Here is a 16700-nt window from a genome sequence, read left to right as displayed (position 1 = left end):
ACTAGGCAGACGCGGCACGGTCGCTAGTATCCCTCCCAAAGAGAATGAATCAAAGGGAGGATTTGAAGTGACCAACCACAACATATCACGTCGTACGCTCTTGAAGGGCACCGCGGCGGCGGGCGCACTCAGCCTGACCGGAATGCCGGCGCACGCCGAGGTCAATTGGAAGAAATACGCCGGGACCAAGCTGGAGGTCATCCTCGCCAAGGGCCCGCGCGGCGACAATCTGCAAAAGTACATCAAGGAATTTACCGAGCTCACCGGCATCCAGGTGGAATCCGAGCAGATTCCCGAGCAGCAGCAGCGCCAGAAGGTGGTGATCGAGCTGACCTCCGGCCGGCCGAGCTTCGACGTCATCCATCTCAGCTATCACGTGCAGAAGCGGCAGTTTGAAAAGGGCGGCTGGCTCGCCGACTTAACGCCCTACATGAAAGACCCGACGCTGACCGCGCCCGATCTCGTCGAGAGCGATTTCTCGGCCGCGGGCCTGCAATACGCCAAGAACGACAAGGGCCAGATGCTGTCGCTGCCCTGGTCGGTCGACTATTTCATCCTCTACTACAACAAGGAGCTGTTTCAGAAGAAGGGCGTCGCAATCCCCAAGACGCTCGACGAGATGGTTGCGGCCGCCGAGAAGCTCACGGATACCAAGGAAGGCACCTACGGCTTCGTCGGACGCGGCCTGCGCAACGCCAACATGACGTTGTGGACCAACTTCTTCCTCGACTATGGCGGCGAATTCCTCGACGCCAAGGGCAACATCCTGACCGACGGTCCGGAAGCGATTGCGGCAACGAAGCTCTATCAGACGCTGCTGACGAAAGTCGCTCCGCCCGGCGTGGCCGGCTTCAACTGGATGGAGTCGATGGCCTCGTTCACGCAAGGACGCTCGGCGATGTGGATCGACGGCGTCGGCTGGGCGCCGCCGCTGGAGGATCCGGCCGCCTCGCGCGTCGTCGGCAAGGTCGGATATACCGTCGTCCCGGCCGGACCGAAGGGACAATATTCGGCCACTTATGGCGACGGCCTCGGCATTGCGGCGGCGAGCAAGAACAAGGAAGCCGCCTATCTGCTCTGCCAGTGGGCGGTCTCGAAGCAGCAGGGCGCGCGGCTGTTGCAAGCCGGCGGCGGCGTGCCGTTCCGCAACTCGATCCTTGGCGATCCCGCAGTCCAGCAGGGCGTGAAAATGCCCAAGGAATGGCTGCAATCGGTGATCGATTCTGCCAAGATCAGCAAGCTCGGCCTGCCTGTCGTGATTCCGGTCGCCGAATTCCGCGATCTCGTCGGTGCTGCCATCACCGCGACACTGGCCGGCGCCGATCCTGCGACCGAGCTGAAGAAGGCGCACGAGCAGTACCGGCCGATCCTGGAGCGTAGCGAAAAGGCGTGAGCGCATTGACACAATCGGCTCCGGCCGCGGCACAGTCTGATGCCGCGCCGGAGAAGGAGTTGCGGCCGCCGTCCTACTGGCCGTTCGTGGTACCGGCGCTGGTCGTCGTGCTCACCATCATTATATTCCCGTGGGTCTTCACGATCTGGATGAGCCTGAACGAGTGGAAGGTCGGCTCGCCCACCACCTTCGTTGGACTCTCCAACTATCTGCGGCTGACGAGCGATCCGCGCTTCCTCGAGGCGGTGGGCCACACCATGGTTTACACCGTCCTGTCGGTGTTGCTGCCCCTGATCCTCGGCACGCTTGCCGCCGTGGTGTTTCACCAGAAATTCGCCGGCCGCGGCTTCCTGCGCGGCATCTTCATTATGCCGATGATGGCAACGCCCGTCGCGATCGCGCTGGTCTGGACCATGATGTTCCATCCCCAGCTCGGCATCCTGAATTACCTGCTGTCGCTGGTCGGAATCCCCGCACAGCTCTGGGTCTTCCACCCTGCAACCGTGATTCCCTCACTCGTGCTGGTCGAGACCTGGCAATGGACGCCGCTAGTCATGCTGATCGTGCTCGGCGGCCTCGCCGCAATTCCGACCGAGCCTTATGAGAGCGCGCAGATCGACGGCGCAAGCTTCTGGCAGGTCTTTCGTTTCATCACGTTGCCGCTGATCATGCCGTTCCTGTTCATCGCCGCCATGATCCGCATGATCGACGCGGTGAAAAGCTTCGACATCATCTTCGCGATCACGCAAGGAGGGCCGGGCTCGGCCTCGGAGACGATCAACATCTACCTCTACAGCGTCGCTTTCACTTATTATGACCTCGGCTACGGCTCGGCGATCGCGGTCGTGTTCTTCCTGCTGATTGTCCTGCTTGCGGCGGTGATGCTCTACGCCCGTCAGCGCATGCTGTGGACCGAGATCTCGAGCGGCGCATGAACCCAAGCCAGACCAATCTACGACAGATCAACCTGCGCCAGGTCATGGGCAGGATCGGCCTCTGGCTCTCGGTGTTCGTCATCGTGTCGCCGGCGATCCTGTTCTTCCTCTGGATGGCGTCGCTCTCGCTCAAATTCGAGGTCGACAATGCCGCCTACCCGCCGGTGTTCTTCCCGGAGCGCATCGCCTGGAAGAACTATGCCGACGTGCTGGCGTCCAACCGTTTCCTGACCTATTTCGTCAACAGCCTGATCGTGACCGGCAGCGCGACCGCGCTGGCGCTGCTGGTCGGCGTCCCCGCCGGCTACGGCATCGCGCGCATGGCCGCGCACAAATCCGCGATCGTGATCCTCATCGCCCGCATTACGCCCGGCCTGTCCTACCTGATTCCGCTGTTCCTGCTGTTTCAATGGCTGGGATTGCTCGGCACGCTGGTGCCGCAGATCATCATCCACCTCGTCGTGACGGTCCCGATCGTGATCTGGATCATGATCGGCTATTTCGAGACGACGCCGATGGAACTGGAGGAAGCCGCCCTCATCGACGGTGCCACGCGCTGGCAGGTGTTTCGCCATGTCGCGCTGCCGATCGCAAAGCCCGGCATCGCGGTCGCCTTCATCCTGGCCGTGATCTTCTCCTGGAACAACTTCGTGTTCGGCATCGTGCTGGCCGGGCGCGAGACGCGCACCCTGCCCGTCGCGGTCTACAACATGATCTCGTTCGACCAGCTGAGCTGGGGGCCGCTGGCGGCTGCGGCGCTGATCGTCACCCTGCCGGTGCTGCTGCTGACGGTATTTGCCCAGCGCCAGATCGTTGCCGGGCTCACGGCTGGAGCTGTGAAGGGCGGCTGAAATGAAACGGCCGGGCGTTACATGTCGCTCGGCCGCGTCGTTTTTGCCTGCCTACTCCGCCGGTGCCGCGTGCATCTCCGGATGCGCAACGTAGGGCTCGCTGGCGCCGAGCCTGCTGGCCGCGAACAGACCGGCGGCCATCACCGCGTAGGCGAACGCCACGGCCGGCGTCACGCCAAAGCCGCCACCGATGCCGACGGCTTCGCCGTGCATGAAGCCAAAGTAGGTGAGAACCGCACCAACCAGCGCAAACGCCGAAGCCTTCTCGAAATCGCGCTCGATGATGAAGACGCCGATCGCACCCAGGATGAGGCCGCCGAGAATGGAGCCTCCGCCCATCACCTCTAACCCGTGATAGAATACGCCCTGCTGCGGCAGCGCGGCGATCGCAGCCAGCTTGACCGCGTCGGCCTTGTCGGCGGCCATGCCGCCGACGGTCGCCGCCGCATTCATGGTCGAGCCCAGCATCGTGTCGATCTGGAGCTTGGCCCAGGCGGCCAGATGCGGCGTCAGCGCCAGCACGATCGCGGGCGCATGCTTGACCGGCGTGGTCTGGAACGCCTGCGCGCCGATCAGCATGCCGATATAGAGCAGGATCGGCGAGATCGCGACCACCGGCACCAGCGCCAGCAGCACCGAGATGATGCCGAACCAGGCCAGCACGACCACCATGATGCCGGTCGCAGCCGAATAGCCGATGCGGCCGCCCATCGCCTTCCAGCCGGGATGGCCGATATAGACCGCGTTGATGAAGGGGTTGCCCATCAGGCAGCCGATCAGGCTGACGATTCCGTCGGCAGTGAGCACGCGCGTGGTCGGATATTCGTCGCCGGCGGCTTCCGCGCTCTCGACATTGTCCATGGCCTCGACGAGGTCGTAGATGCCGAACGGAATGGCCGTGACCAGGATGACGCCGAGGAATTCGAAGCCGGAGAACACGTGGCCCACCGCCGGGATCGGCACCGAGAAGCCGAAATTGGCAAAAGCTGCGCCGACGCCGGCGATGCTCAATCCGCCGAGACCGAGGCCGAACAGGTTCGAGCCCCAAGCGATGATCATGCCGACCGCGATGGCGACGAGGCCCGCCGGAATGCCGCGCCAATATTTCACGCCGCCGAACCAGCTCACCAGAATGATGGCGAAGCAGACCAGACCGATCTGCGGCGTCATGTACATCTCCAGCGCCGGGCGCATCGAGATGAAGGTGACGGAGACGCCGGCGAGCGTGCCGAGCAGCGCCGCGCGCGGCGTGATCTTTCGGATGAACGGCGCGATGAAGCCGCCGATCATCAGGATAAAGCTCTGGAAGAACACCCAGACGAGGCCGGCGGACCAGCCCTTCAGCGGATCGCCGGTCTTGAGCGTGATCGGCAGCATGATCACGAAGGTGACGATGAACATGTGCGGCACGCTGACGCCCGAGGGCAGCGCGCAGACGTCGTTGCGGCCGGTCTTCTGCGCGAGACGATAAGCGAGAAAGGCATAATAGAAGGTGGAGAGGCACATCATCAGCCCGAGCGCGGGCAGGATGCGGCCGAACACCAGACTGTCCGGCATCTTCAACACAAAGCGCAACAGGCCCGTGAGCACCAGCATGTTGACGAGGATGTTGGTACCGAAGCCGAAAAACGCGTTCCAGTCGCCCGGTGTCCAAAGTGCCGGCTTGAACTCGGACTTGCTCAGATCAGATTTGCCTGCCGTCCCCGTCATACCTGTGCTCATGGTGATGCCCCTAAGCTGAAATGTCCGAAGTCTTCATCGCCTCCAGTACCGCAGCTGAGCTCGCGACCCAGCCGAAGATGCCGCCCTGGGCCTTGATCATCTTCAGGCCCATTTCGTGAAACTCGGGAAAGTAGGATGCGCAGCCGTCCGAGATGACGACGCAGCGGTAGCCGCGGTCATTGGCCTCGCGCACGGTGGTGTTGACGCACACTTCCGTTGTGACGCCGCACACCAGCAAATTCTCGATACCGTATTTCTCCAGCACGTCCGTCAGCTCGGTGGCGTAGAACGCACCCTTGCCGGGCTTGTCGATCACGACCTCGCTGTCGAGCGGATAAAGCTCCGGGATGATGTCGTGGCCGGCCTCGCCGCGAATGAGGATGCGGCCCATCGGGCCGGGATCACCGATGCGCAGGGACGGCGCACCGCGCTCGACTTTCGCCGGCGGCGCGTCCGACAGATCGGGCAGATGGCCCTCGCGGGTGTGGATCACCAGCATGCCGGCGTCGCGCGCCGCCTTCAGCACGGCACCGATCGGCTTGACCGCGCGCGCGAGCTGGCTGACGTCGTTGCCGAGCGTCTCGCCGAAGCCGCCGGGCTCCATGAAGTCGCGCTGCATGTCGATGATGAGAAGCGCGGTGGCGGGCCAGTCGAGCTTGATCGGCTCGGGCTCGGCGCTGATGACGCCCAGTGTCGGCTTGGCTGAGTTCAACATGACGCAGGCCCCGCGAGAACTCTCTTTGCCAGGAGTTCTGCAAGCGCCATGCCATTGTGTACAATAGCTGCGGAGCGAAATCTCCGAAGAAATTCGCTGTGCTGTCAGGAAGTTAGAAGGAGAACTACCGGCTGCTTATTCCCTGTGCGACGGCTGAGCGACGTGTAATTGCTCAAAGGATGAGCGGCGGTGGCGCTCGCTTTCCTAGCGGGCAGTACTTCCGTACAGGCGCCGATGCTCGTCCTCATAGGGTGCATACGAATCCTTCAGCGTCGCCATGTTGAGCAGCATGGTCGCCACCACCGTGCCCGCCTTGTCGAACACGCGCGTCCTCATCCAGGCGCTCTCGGTGCGTCGACTGCCGGACAGCGCGACCACCTCGCGCTCGACCTCGTATTCTTCGTCGACGAAGAGCGGCCCCTTGATGAGCCTGATCTCCTGATCCGCAAACAGGCCGACCGCCGGACCCTTGGCCGGGAGCGGATCCTCCTTGGAGCGGTACTGGAACAGCACGCTCAGCATCTCCATCGGGATGATGGCCTTGCGCCAAGGATTCGAAGAAGAATCGTTGGCGCTCGAATAGTATGGCGAGGCCTCGGTGATGACGGCGAGCTTCTGCTGCAGCGAGAATGGATAGAGATCGCCCATGGTCTGGTCGAACGCCATCCGCACCGCCCGCCGCTTGCTCGTTTGCGCCACCTTCACGTCGCGAAGGATCACGGGATCGGCGAGCGGCTTGAGTTCGGCCAGACGCGTCTCGAGGGCGGTCGGCACTGACGGATCACCGAGCGAGGCGGTGCCGCGCAGCACTTCGGTGCCGTCACGCTTGACCATCTGGATTTGACACTGGCTCGTGCCGGGCAGCGGCTTCGACAGGATCGCCTGCACCTCCTCGCCTTCGTAGCAGACGCTGCGATAGTGCGCGGAGAGGCAACCGCTCTCGAACCAGGCGCGTCCCCACAGGCGCTCGCCGAGCGGCGCGAACTGGCTGAAATGCGTCGGCCCCTCGATGGTGCCGCCCTTGAAGCCGAGCTTTTGCGCAGTCGCATCGTCATGGATGGACGCGTGCGCGTCGTAAGTTTGCGCCTGCAGCATCTGACGCGGCTGGCGCCACGGTCCGATCAGCGCCTCGGCCGTCTCTGTGATTTCGGTGTCGAATGCGTTTGCAGCCATGGTGCTCTCCACTGGAAGCCATGACTAGCAGGAGCGCCACGGATGCGGCCAGCGATATTGACTTCGCTGGCCCATGCTCTTGACTGTCACAATTCGCGTCGCGCAGCCGCTCCCCCTCCCGCAGCGCAACCCCACGCCGAACAAGAGACGAGGACTTCCGAAATGACGCTGTTGCAAGTCGAGCTGGACGATAAATACCGGCTCGAATCGAAGCGGATCTTCCTGTCCGGCACTCAGGCCCTGGTCCGCCTGCCCATGTTGCAGCGCGAACGCGACCGGCTCCAGGGCCTCAACACCGGTGGCTTCATCTCCGGCTACCGCGGTTCCCCGCTCGGCATGTACGACCATGCGCTGTGGCGTGCGAAGGAACACCTCCAGCAGCACGACATCGCCTTTGTCCCCGGCCTCAACGAGGACCTCGCGGCCACCGCCGTCTGGGGCAGCCAGCAGGTCGGCCTGTTTCCCGGCGCCAAGGTCGATGGCGTGTTCGGCATCTGGTACGGCAAGGGTCCCGGCGTCGACCGCTCGGTTGATGCGCTCAAGCACGCCAACGCAGCCGGCACCTCGCTGAACGGCGGCGTGCTGGCGCTGGCCGGCGACGACCACGGCTGCCAGTCCTCGACGCTGGCGCATCAGAGCGAACAGGTGTTCGCGGCGGCGCTGATCCCGGTGATCAATCCCGCGACGCTGCAGGACTATCTCGATCTCGGCCTCTATGGCTTTGCGCTGTCGCGCTTCTCCGGCTGCTGGGTCGGCTTCAAGGCGATCAGCGAGACCGTCGAAAGCTCGGCCTCCATCTACAGCGATCCCGAGCGGATCCAGATCAAGCTCCCCGACGATTTCGAGATGCCGCCCGGCGGGCTCAATATCCGCTGGCCCGATCCGCCGCTGGATGCGGAGAAGCGCCTGTTCGGCCCGAAGATGGCCGCGGTGCAGGCCTTTGCCCGCGCCAACCAGCTCGACCGCATCGTACTCGATTCAAAGCCGGCGCGGCTCGGCATCGTCGCGACCGGCAAGGCCTATCTCGATCTGCGCCAGGCGCTCGCCGACCTCGGTATTACCGACAAGGATGCGCAGGATCTCGGCTTGCGCATCTACAAGGTCGCGATGACCTGGCCGCTGGAAGAAAGCGGCGCCAAGCGCTTCGCGGAAGGTCTTCAGGACGTGCTGGTTGTCGAGGAGAAGCGCGGCTTCATCGAAGACCAGCTGATGCGCATCCTCTACAATATCGATGCGTCCAGGCGCCCGACCGTCACGGGAAAACGCGACGAACGTGGCGCGCCGCTGCTGCCGAGCGAAGGCGAGCTGACGCCGACCATCGTCGCGTCCGCACTCCTGGCGCGGCTGCGAAAGCTCGGTCATCACAGCCCGTTGCTGGAGCAGCGGCTGGCGCGGCTCGAGGCGTTCGACAATCCTGTTCCGGCCGCTGCGCAAATCAAGCTGGCGCGCACGCCGTTCTTCTGCTCGGGCTGCCCGCACAACACATCGACGCGCGTACCAGAAGGCAGCCGCGCCATGGCTGGCATCGGCTGCCACGGCATGGCCCTGAGCATGCCGACCCGTCGCACTGATCTGATCTCACATATGGGCGCCGAGGGCGTGAACTGGATCGGCCAGTCACCCTTCACCACCGAGCAGCACATCTTCCAGAATCTCGGCGACGGTACCTACACCCACTCCGGCCTGCTGGCGCTGCGCGCCGCCTCCGCCGCAGGCATCAACATCACCTACAAGATTCTCTATAACGACGCCGTCGCTATGACCGGCGGCCAGCCCGCTGAAGGCGCCTTCAACGTCGCCCAGATCGCGCACCAAGTCTGGGCAGAGGGAGTGAAGCGTCTGGCGATCGTCTCCGACGATCCCAGCAAATACCCTGACGGCAACTACTTCCCGCAAGGCGCGACCATCCATCACCGCCGCGAGCTCGATGCCGTGCAGCGCGAGCTGCGCGACATCAAGGGCCTCACGGTCGTCGTCTACGACCAGACCTGCGCCGCGGAAAAGCGCCGCCGCCGCAAGCGCGGCCTCTATCCCGATCCCGCCAAGCGCGCCTTCATCAACGAGCTGGTCTGCGAAGGCTGCGGCGATTGCTCGCAGGCCTCCAACTGCGTCTCGGTGCAACCTCTGGAGACCGAGTTCGGCCGCAAGCGCCAGATCGACCAGTCGAACTGCAACAAGGACTTTTCCTGCGTCGAGGGATTTTGTCCGAGTTTTGTCACCGTGCATGGCGGCAGCCTGAAGCGCATGAAGACGTCGGCGGTCGATTCCGGACAGTTGTTCGCCGATTTGCCGCTGCCGCCTGCCCGCGAGCTGGAGGTGCCGTACAACATCCTCGTCACCGGCATCGGCGGCACCGGTGTCATCACCATCGGAGCTCTGCTCGGCATGGCCGCCCATGTCGATGGCCGCGGCTGCTCGGCGCTGGATTTCACCGGCCTGTCACAGAAGAACGGCGCGGTGATGAGCCATGTCCGCATCGCGCAGAAGCCGGAGGATATTTCCGCAGTCCGTATCACAACCGGCGGCGCCGACGTCATCCTCGGCTGCGACATGATCGTCTCGGCAGGTCCCTCCGCGCTCAGCCGCGCCGAGCGTGGCGTGACCAAGGCCTATATCAATGCCGACCTGCAGCCGACCGCGAGCTTCGTGCAAAATCCCGATCTCGATTTCGAGATGGGCACGATGCAGACCGTGCTGCGCGACGCGATCGGCGAGAAGAACCTCGACATCATCGACGCCACAGGCATTGCCTCCGCATTGATGGGCGACAGCATCGCGACCAACCCCTTCATGCTCGGCTTCGCCTTCCAGAAGGGGGCGATCCCGCTGTCGCTGGAGGCTCTGCTCCGCGCCATCGAGATCAACGGCGCCGCAATCGAGATGAACAAGCTCGCCTTCACCTGGGGGCGCCTCGCCGCCCACGACATGTCGCGGGTGCGCAGCGTGCTGCAGTTCAAGAGCCGGGCATCCGCGCCGACGAAGTCGCTCGACGACATCATCGCGACCCGCGCGGAGTTTTTGACCGGCTATCAGGACAAGGCGTACGCCGACCGCTACCTCGCGGCCGTTGCCCAGGTGCGGAAGGCGGAGAATGCGGCCTCGCCGGCATCCACGGAGCTGACCGAAGCCGTGGCGAAGAACCTCTTCAAGCTGATGTCCTACAAGGACGAGTACGAGGTCGCACGGCTCTACACGGACGGCAGCTTTGCCACGAAGGTGTCCGAAAGATTCGACGGCGATTTCACGCTGAAATACCATCTCGCCCCGCCGATCTTCGCGCAGCGCGACAAGACGACCGGTCATCTCCAGAAACAGGAGTTTGGTGGCTGGATGATCCACGCTTTCCGCGTGCTCGCCAAGCTGAAGTTTTTGCGCGGAGGAGCATTCGATCCGTTCGGCCGAACCGAGGAGCGGCGGACCGAGCGGAAGCTGGTCGAGGACTATCATGCGATGATCGATCAGCGGATCGCCGGGCTGAATGCCGCACAGATCCCGTTGCTGACGAGGCTCGCGCGCGTGCCGGAGACCATCCGTGGCTTCGGCCACGTCAAGGAAGCCAACATCAAGCTGGCCGCCGCCGAGAAGGCGCGGCTGGAGGCGGAGCTGGAGAACAGCCGCTTTGCAGCGGCGGCGGAGTAGCGGTGAGAGGGCGGGCTCTCTCCCCGCGTCATTGCGAGGAGCCCTTGCGACGAAGCAATCCAGAATCTTTCCGCTGAGACAGTCTGGATTGCTTCGCTACGCTCGCAATGACCGTGATCGTGGAGACTACAACTCGACAGATGCCCTCGCTGCACTCGACGCTGTGGTCGTCCCCTCCGCCAGATGCCGCCCCGCAATGTACCCGAACGTCAGCGCCGGCCCGAGCGTGATCCCCGGCCCCGGATAATTGCCGTTCATGATCGAGCCCATGTCGTTGCCGCAGGCATAGAGCCCCGCGACCCGCGTACCGTCCTCGCGCAGCACGCGTCCTTGCGCATCCACCTTCATGCCGATCGCGGTGCCGAGGTCCGCCGGATAGATGCGCATGGCAAAGAACGGCGCGCGGAGGATCGGCGCGACGCAAGGATTCGGCCTGTGTGCAGCATCGCCGAGATGGCGCTGGTAGATCGTGCTGCCACGGCCGAATTCGGGATCGCGGCCCTCCTTCGCACCGATGTTGTAACTTGCGACCGTCGCCGAGAGCGTGGACGGCTTGACGCCGATCTTCTCTGCGAGCTGCGCGATGTCGGGCGCCTCGATCAACTCACGGCTTGCCACATAGCGCCGGACACCACGCGTTAAAGGCTTGATACGGCCGAGGCCATATGCCCACAGGAATTGGCGATCGCAGATCAGGTAGAACGGCCGGTCCGGCTCGCCATTGCCGTCGCGGAGCATTGCGAGCACGAACTCGTGGTAAGACAGCGCCTCGTTGACGAAGCGGCGGCCCGCGGCATTGACCGCGATCACGCCGGGCTTGGCGCGGTCCGTCACGGTATGCGGGAAGATGCCACGGCTGCCATCGGGACGCCGGAACAGCGAGGCCGGCACCCAATAGGCCGGGCTGGTCGCATCGGTGTTGAGCGCGGCGCCGGCGGCCGCCGCGAGCCGAATCCCGTCGCCGGTTCCGGCCGTGTTCGTCGCCGAGACCAAGCCCGCCGCAGACGGAAAGAACCGCTTGCGCAGGACGGCATCATGAGAAAAGCCGCCGGTCGCGAGCACCACCCCGCGACGCGCGGCAATCAGGCGGTCACGCGAGCCATGTCGGATGACTACGCCGCTGACGCGATCGCCCTGCATCGATATGTCCGCGACATCCGCACTGAAGAGCACCTCGACCTGCCGCGCCAATAGCGAAGCATAGAGCCGCGCAGCGAGCGCGTTGCCGAGATGCAGCGTCGTGCCGCGCGGGCTTCGCAGCCGTTGCAACGCGTATTCGGAGACCAGCCGCGCCGCGCGCAGGGTCGAACGCAGCGACTTTCCGACCCGGCGCAAATGGGGGATGTCGAGACGATTGACCATCATCCCGCCGAACAGCGTGAACTCCGGCAGCGGTGCGCGCAGCCGCGCAAAACCTGCACCCAGCCGCGTGCCGTCGAAGGCGACCGGCTCCAGCACACGCCCGCCTGGCATCGCGCCCAGCCGCTCCGGATAATAGTCCGGATAGGCCTTCACAGGCTGGAGGCGGACGTCCGTGTTGGCTTCGAGATAGGCCACCGCCTCCGGCCCGCGCGCAAGGAAGGCGGCGCGCAAGCCGGCATTGGCGGGCTCGGGGACCGTGCTCGAAAGATACTGGACGGCGTCCGTGACGCTGTCGGAAAGCCCGACCTCTTTCATTTTGGGATTGGCGGGAATCCAGACCATGCCGCCGGACCACGCGGTGGTGCCGCCGACGAACGCGGTCTTCTCGATCACCAGCACACGCAAGCCTTCGGCGGCGGCGACCGCTGCGGCCGTCATGCCGCCCGCACCGGCGCCGACCACAATGACGTCATAAGTCTCTTGCGCCGGCATCATGCGGCCAGTTTCCAGGGGCGAGGCATGACACCGTCATACCTCGCCCGGTGGCACCAATACTAGCGCGCCGGCTTTCGCTCGATCGGGTCGATATCGACCGCCCGCAGGCGGCCGAGCCGCAGCACGTCCATGACCAGCCGCCGGCCGATCCGGTCGCGATCGAGCACGCGGATCAGGTCATCGACGCCGTTGATCTCGGCACCATCGAGCTTGATGACGACGTCACCGGGCAACAGGCCCGCCTTCGCCGCCGGCCCGCCCGGCTCGATCTGCGCGAGCAGCGCGCCCATCTTGTTCTCGACACCGGCCAGCACCGCGTGCCGCCGCGGGATCGGCGCGGTCTGCCCGGCGACGCCGATATGGGCGCGGCGTACGTAGCCGTGGCGGATGATCTCCGACAGCACGAATTGCGCCGTGTTGCTGGCGACCGCGAAACAGATGCCTTGCGCGCCATTGATGATGGCAGTGTTGATGCCGATCACCTCGGCATTCGACGACACCAGCGGACCGCCGGAATTGCCCGGGTTGAGTGCGGCATCGGTCTGGATCACGTCCTCGATGGTACGTCCGCTGACCGAGCGGATCGAGCGCCCGAGCGCCGAAACCACGCCGGCGGTCACGGTCGATTCGAAGCCGAGCGGATTGCCGATCGCGATCACGAGCTGGCCGCGCTTCAGGCTCTGGGAGTTGCCGAGCGCGGCATAGGGCAAGTCGCGCACGCCGCTGGCACGCAGCAGTGCAAGGTCCGTGTCAGGGTCGACGCCCAGCACCCGGGCGTCGCCGACATGACCCTCGACATCGCGCAGCCGGATCTCCTTGGAAGAGCCGACCACATGGCTGTTGGTGAGGACGAGCCCGTCCGGCGAGATCACGATGCCGGAGCCGAGCCCGCCGCGCTCGCGGCCGTTCGGGACCTTTGGCCCGGTCTCGACCCGCACGACCGCAGGGCCGACGCGGTCGGTCACGTCGATCACGGCATTGGAATAGGCGTCCAGCAGGGCCCGGTCGTCGATCGGGGCAGACGCTGTCGTTCGCGATGACGAGGCGTCATCGACGATATCCGAGGTGAAATCCAGCATGGCAAGAGTCCTTGAGGCTCACACAGATGGTGGCCTATCTCCTCTCGCGCAAGTGACCCGCCTGGGGCGCAAGCCTGGACTGTTGGTTAGGGCGCCCGTCGCAGGGTGCCGGCTTTGGCCTTGACCGGATCGAGCAGCGACCAGTCACCGTCCGGAAGCACATAGCCCTTGGGGAACGGCGCGCGCAGCTCCAGCCCAAGCGAGCGCAGCACCCGGTCGTCCCGGTAATAGCATTGCAGCACCACCCGCACGAGAGCTGCGGCAGCCGCACCGCCGTGCTTGCGAAACTCCTGCGCCACCGCATCGCGCCTCTCGGCATCGAGCTCAGCGAGCGGCTGGTCCGCGAGCCGCGCCAGATGGTCCAGCGCCGCAGTCACCAATCCGGTGTCGCGGCCGAGCGTCGCCAGCATGTCGGCCTGGATCGCCGGATCGTCGGCGCCGGGCACCTTGTACTCGTCGCTGGCGGGAACGATCATCGCGGCGATGGTGCGGAGGTCGTCGCGTTGCCGCGAAGAGAGGGAGAGTTGATCAGGCATTGTGTCCTCTTCCAAAATTCGCGCCGCATCGAAGGTGTACTCCCTCCCCCGCCTGCGGGGGAGGGTCGGGGAGATGGTGCCTTCGCAAGGAGATTCTCCCAGAGGAGAGAGCCCTCATCCGGCGCTTCACGCCGACCTCTCCCGCAAGCGGGAGAGGTGCAGCGAAGTCGCGGCTCGCTTCGATCCACATCACAATCAATCGAACAGGTTTGCGAGGCGCTGCTTCATCTGGTCGGCGATGTAGAGCGCGAGGGCCTGGATGGTGGAGGTCGGGTTGACGCCGCCCGAGGTGACGAAGATGCTGCCGTCGATGATGAAGAGATTTTTCACGTCATGCGTGCGGCCCCATTCGTTGACGACGGAGCGCTCCGGATCGGTGCCCATCCGCGCGGTGCCGAGCAGATGCCAGCCGCCCCAGGGGATCGGTGAATTGACGCAGATGTCGGTCGCCCCTGCCGTCTCGAGAATTTCCCGGCCGCGCGCCAGCGCATGGTCCATCATCTTCCGGCTGTTCTCGCTGATGGTGTAGTCGATCTTCGGCGCGGGAATGCCGTGGCTGTCCTTCAACACCGGATCGAGCGTGACCTGGTTGTGCTCCTCCGGCAGGTCCTCGCAGATCGCGGAAAACCCGAGCCGATGGCCATTGAGCTTGCGGAAGACGCGGTGATGATCGGCGCCCCAGGGCAGAATGCCCTTCTGCTCGCTGACGACGGCTTCGAACACCGGGCCGGCACCGCGCACGAACTGCACGCCGTAGCCGCGCACGAAGCCACGCGAGAGATCCGTGTCGTACCACTCCTTGCTCCACAGGCAGGTCGGCGGCGCGCGGTTACTGTCGGTCGGCTCCTTCACATAGCCGTAGATCTGCGCATAGGGATGGAACATCAGGTTCTTGCCGACCAGGCCGGACGAATTGGCAAGACCGTTCGGAAAGCGGCTGGATGCCGAGTTCAGCAGCAGCCGCGGCGTGCCGACGCCGTTGCAGGCGATGATGACGACATGCGCCGGCTGGAACTGCTCGACGCCGTCATTATCGTAGTAGACCACGCCCGAGGCCATGCCGTTCTCGTCGGTGGTGATCTCGCGCACCCGGCAATGGGTGCGCAGCTCGACGCCGGCGCGGACCGCGTGCGGCCAATAGGTGATGTCGGTGGAGGATTTGGCGCCTTGCGCGCAGGCCGGCGTGCAATGGCCGAGATTGATGCAGCGCGCCCGGCCATCATAGTCCATGGTCGCGACCGTCGTATCCGACGGCCACCAGTGCCAGCCGAGCTTGTTCATGGCCTTGCCGATGATCGCGCCGGACAATCCAAGCGGCTGTTGCGGCATCGGCGGATGCGTCAGCGGCGAGAGCGGGTCGCCCGACAGGCCTGACGTGCCCATCATGCGGTCGTTCTCCTCGAAGAACGGCGTCAGCGCGTCATAGTCGATCGGCCAGTCGTCGGCGACGCCGTCGAGCGTCTTGACCTTGAAATCGGAGGGATGCAGCCGCGGCCAATGCGCGGTGTACATCACCGTCGAGCCACCGACCGCGTTGTAGTTGACGACCTTGATCGGCGAATTGTCGTCGTTGATCGGGTAGTCCTCGGGCCGGCCGCGGACGTTGGGGCTCGACGACCACTCGCCATAGAACTTGGCCTCCCAGTCGCGGCCCGTGCTGGGATATTCCGCCGGGTTCATCCAACCGCCCTGCTCCAGGCAGAGAATGTGCATCTTGGTCTCGGCCAGCGACCACGCCATCGCGGCGCCTGAAGCGCCGGCGCCGATGATCAGGACGTCCACGGGGTCTTTCATCGCAAATTTTTCCTCCCGCCCTCGCCGCTTTCCGGGCGATTCGGCCTGCACGGTCCTGCAAGGCCGGCGAACGATAGGATCAGAGCTACGGCTGAGTAAAGCCGCGAGGCCGGAATGTCGCACTTCGCAGGGCGCAGACCATTGGTATCGCCACATCCGGATGCTAGGAACAAGGCGAAAGAGCAATCGATAGCGAGACCGTATGTCCAGCGAGAATTCATTTGCCGCCGCCCGCGCTTTCGCGCTCGTTTTCTGTCTCGCTCTGTCCGGATTTCTGGGCACCTCCGGCCCCGCCTCCGCGCTGACCGCCGCCGCGACAGTCCGCGACGGCAACGCCGTCCAGCTCGGCGACGTCACCTACCGCCTCGACGGCGTCGACGCGCCCGAGCTGGACCAGGTCTGCATCGACGATCATGCCGATTCCTGGACCTGCGGCATCGAGGCCCGCGACCAGCTCGCCAAGCTGATCGACAAGCGATCCGTGCGTTGCGATGATGTCGGGCCGGAAAAGAGCTTCGGCAAGCGGCACCGCGCGATCTGCACGGCCGAGGGCGACAAGACCAGCTTGAACGAGCAGCTGGTCAGGCTCGGCTTTGCCGTGGCGCGCGAGCCGATCAAGGCCAACGTCAAGCCGGCCGCGACCGACGCCAGATCGGCCTCCGCCGGGATCTGGAAGGGCTGCTTTGTTGCACCGCAAGAATTCCGCACCGGCAAAAAGGACGGCACGCTCCTGGGTGCTGCCTGCCGCGCCGACCGCGACAAGGAAATCCGCGCGGTGCTGTTCCCGGAGGACCTGACGATGCCGCCGAGCTGCAGCATCAAGGGCAAGCTCGCGGTGCGCGCACGCGTCACCGGCAATATCGGCATCTATCATCTGCGGGGCTGCCCGAGCTACCCCGCGACCACCAAGCCGGACCGCTGGTTCTGTTCCGAGGACGACGCCCAGGCCGCCGGCTTCCGCAAGGCGTATAATTGCCGCCGGCCAAAGTGAACAAGGCGATCACGC

At 64.7% G+C, this 16700-nt stretch carries 12 protein-coding genes; 5 read left to right on the top strand and 7 right to left on the bottom strand.

The features are described 5' to 3' along the window. The first annotated feature begins 67 nt into the window (after positions 1-67). Genes JQ572_RS08770 through JQ572_RS08760 form a run of 3 tightly spaced genes read left to right on the top strand, consistent with a single transcriptional unit; the run spans position 68 to position 3179 of the window. Complete coding sequence (locus tag JQ572_RS08770) at positions 68-1393, top strand: ABC transporter substrate-binding protein (protein ID WP_211382608.1); 1326 nt, start codon at positions 68-70, stop codon at positions 1391-1393. Next, on the top strand, positions 1390-2328 hold the full coding sequence (locus tag JQ572_RS08765) for a carbohydrate ABC transporter permease (RefSeq protein ID WP_211382607.1): 939 nt from the start codon (positions 1390-1392) through the stop codon (positions 2326-2328). Before JQ572_RS08770 ends, JQ572_RS08765 begins: the two co-directional genes overlap by 4 nt. Next, positions 2325-3179, top strand: a complete 855-nt coding sequence (locus JQ572_RS08760) for a carbohydrate ABC transporter permease (RefSeq protein WP_249128933.1) — start codon at positions 2325-2327, stop codon at positions 3177-3179. The genes JQ572_RS08765 and JQ572_RS08760 overlap by 4 nt, the downstream gene beginning before the upstream one ends. A gap of 51 nt (positions 3180-3230) precedes the next feature. Here JQ572_RS08760 and JQ572_RS08755 read toward each other — a convergent pair whose 3' ends face one another. The 3 genes from JQ572_RS08755 to JQ572_RS08745 all read right to left on the bottom strand — a co-directional run bounded on the left by JQ572_RS08755 (position 3231) and on the right by JQ572_RS08745 (position 6789). Then, positions 3231-4901, bottom strand: coding sequence for a regulator (locus JQ572_RS08755; protein WP_211382606.1), 1671 nt, complete (start codon positions 4899-4901; stop codon positions 3231-3233). Positions 4902-4911: 10 nt separating this feature from the next. Next, entirely contained in the window at positions 4912-5616 is a 705-nt protein-coding gene (locus JQ572_RS08750; protein WP_211382605.1) for a cysteine hydrolase family protein, read from the bottom strand. Between the two features lie 204 nt (positions 5617-5820). Beyond that, the gene (locus JQ572_RS08745; RefSeq protein WP_211382604.1) at positions 5821-6789 is read right to left on the bottom strand and encodes a hypothetical protein; all 969 of its coding nucleotides are present in this window, start codon (positions 6787-6789) and stop codon (positions 5821-5823) included. Between the two features lie 162 nt (positions 6790-6951). Between JQ572_RS08745 and JQ572_RS08740 the strand changes: the two genes are divergently transcribed. Then, positions 6952-10428 (top strand): indolepyruvate ferredoxin oxidoreductase family protein, encoded by a 3477-nt coding sequence (locus JQ572_RS08740; RefSeq protein ID WP_211382603.1) that lies wholly within the window; start codon positions 6952-6954, stop codon positions 10426-10428. 126 nt (positions 10429-10554) lie between these two features. Here JQ572_RS08740 and JQ572_RS08735 read toward each other — a convergent pair whose 3' ends face one another. From JQ572_RS08735 to JQ572_RS08720, 4 genes are all read right to left on the bottom strand, one after another. Continuing rightward, on the bottom strand, positions 10555-12285 hold the full coding sequence (locus tag JQ572_RS08735) for an FAD-dependent oxidoreductase (RefSeq protein WP_211382602.1): 1731 nt from the start codon (positions 12283-12285) through the stop codon (positions 10555-10557). Between the two features lie 59 nt (positions 12286-12344). After that, a complete protein-coding gene (locus JQ572_RS08730; protein ID WP_211382601.1) occupies positions 12345-13364 on the bottom strand; it encodes a S1C family serine protease in 1020 nt (339 codons plus the stop codon). A gap of 86 nt (positions 13365-13450) precedes the next feature. After that, positions 13451-13900 (bottom strand): hypothetical protein, encoded by a 450-nt coding sequence (locus JQ572_RS08725; protein WP_211382600.1) that lies wholly within the window; start codon positions 13898-13900, stop codon positions 13451-13453. A 195-nt stretch (positions 13901-14095) separates the two neighbouring features. Then, entirely contained in the window at positions 14096-15694 is a 1599-nt protein-coding gene (locus tag JQ572_RS08720) for a GMC family oxidoreductase (protein WP_211382599.1), read from the bottom strand. A gap of 202 nt (positions 15695-15896) precedes the next feature. On the opposite strand from JQ572_RS08720, the gene JQ572_RS08715 reads away from it, so the two are divergent. Then, complete coding sequence (locus JQ572_RS08715) at positions 15897-16685, top strand: thermonuclease family protein (protein WP_211382598.1); 789 nt, start codon at positions 15897-15899, stop codon at positions 16683-16685. Positions 16686-16700: the final 15 nt, after the last annotated feature.

The organism is Bradyrhizobium sp. SZCCT0153 (assembly GCF_018129995.1).
In the GTDB taxonomy this organism is placed as follows: domain Bacteria; phylum Pseudomonadota; class Alphaproteobacteria; order Rhizobiales; family Xanthobacteraceae; genus Bradyrhizobium; species Bradyrhizobium japonicum_G.
The sequence above is the reverse complement of the archived record's forward strand: the minus strand, read 5'-3'. Positions and strand labels throughout refer to the sequence as shown.

Bases quoted from the DNA above. Each gene is read 5' to 3' on its own strand.
- JQ572_RS08760 (WP_249128933.1), top strand. From the start codon at position 2,325: ATGAACCCAAGCCAGACCAATCTACGACAGATCAACCTGCGCCAGGTC.
- JQ572_RS08755 (WP_211382606.1), bottom strand. From the start codon at position 4,901: ATGAGCACAGGTATGACGGGGACGGCAGGCAAATCTGATCTGAGCAAG.
- JQ572_RS08750 (WP_211382605.1), bottom strand. From the start codon at position 5,616: ATGTTGAACTCAGCCAAGCCGACACTGGGCGTCATCAGCGCCGAGCCC.
- JQ572_RS08745 (WP_211382604.1), bottom strand. From the start codon at position 6,789: ATGGCTGCAAACGCATTCGACACCGAAATCACAGAGACGGCCGAGGCG.
- JQ572_RS08740 (WP_211382603.1), top strand. From the start codon at position 6,952: ATGACGCTGTTGCAAGTCGAGCTGGACGATAAATACCGGCTCGAATCG.
- JQ572_RS08735 (WP_211382602.1), bottom strand. From the start codon at position 12,285: ATGATGCCGGCGCAAGAGACTTATGACGTCATTGTGGTCGGCGCCGGT.
- JQ572_RS08730 (WP_211382601.1), bottom strand. From the start codon at position 13,364: ATGCTGGATTTCACCTCGGATATCGTCGATGACGCCTCGTCATCGCGA.
- JQ572_RS08725 (WP_211382600.1), bottom strand. From the start codon at position 13,900: ATGCCTGATCAACTCTCCCTCTCTTCGCGGCAACGCGACGACCTCCGC.
- JQ572_RS08720 (WP_211382599.1), bottom strand. From the start codon at position 15,694: ATGAAAGACCCCGTGGACGTCCTGATCATCGGCGCCGGCGCTTCAGGC.
- JQ572_RS08715 (WP_211382598.1), top strand. From the start codon at position 15,897: ATGTCCAGCGAGAATTCATTTGCCGCCGCCCGCGCTTTCGCGCTCGTT.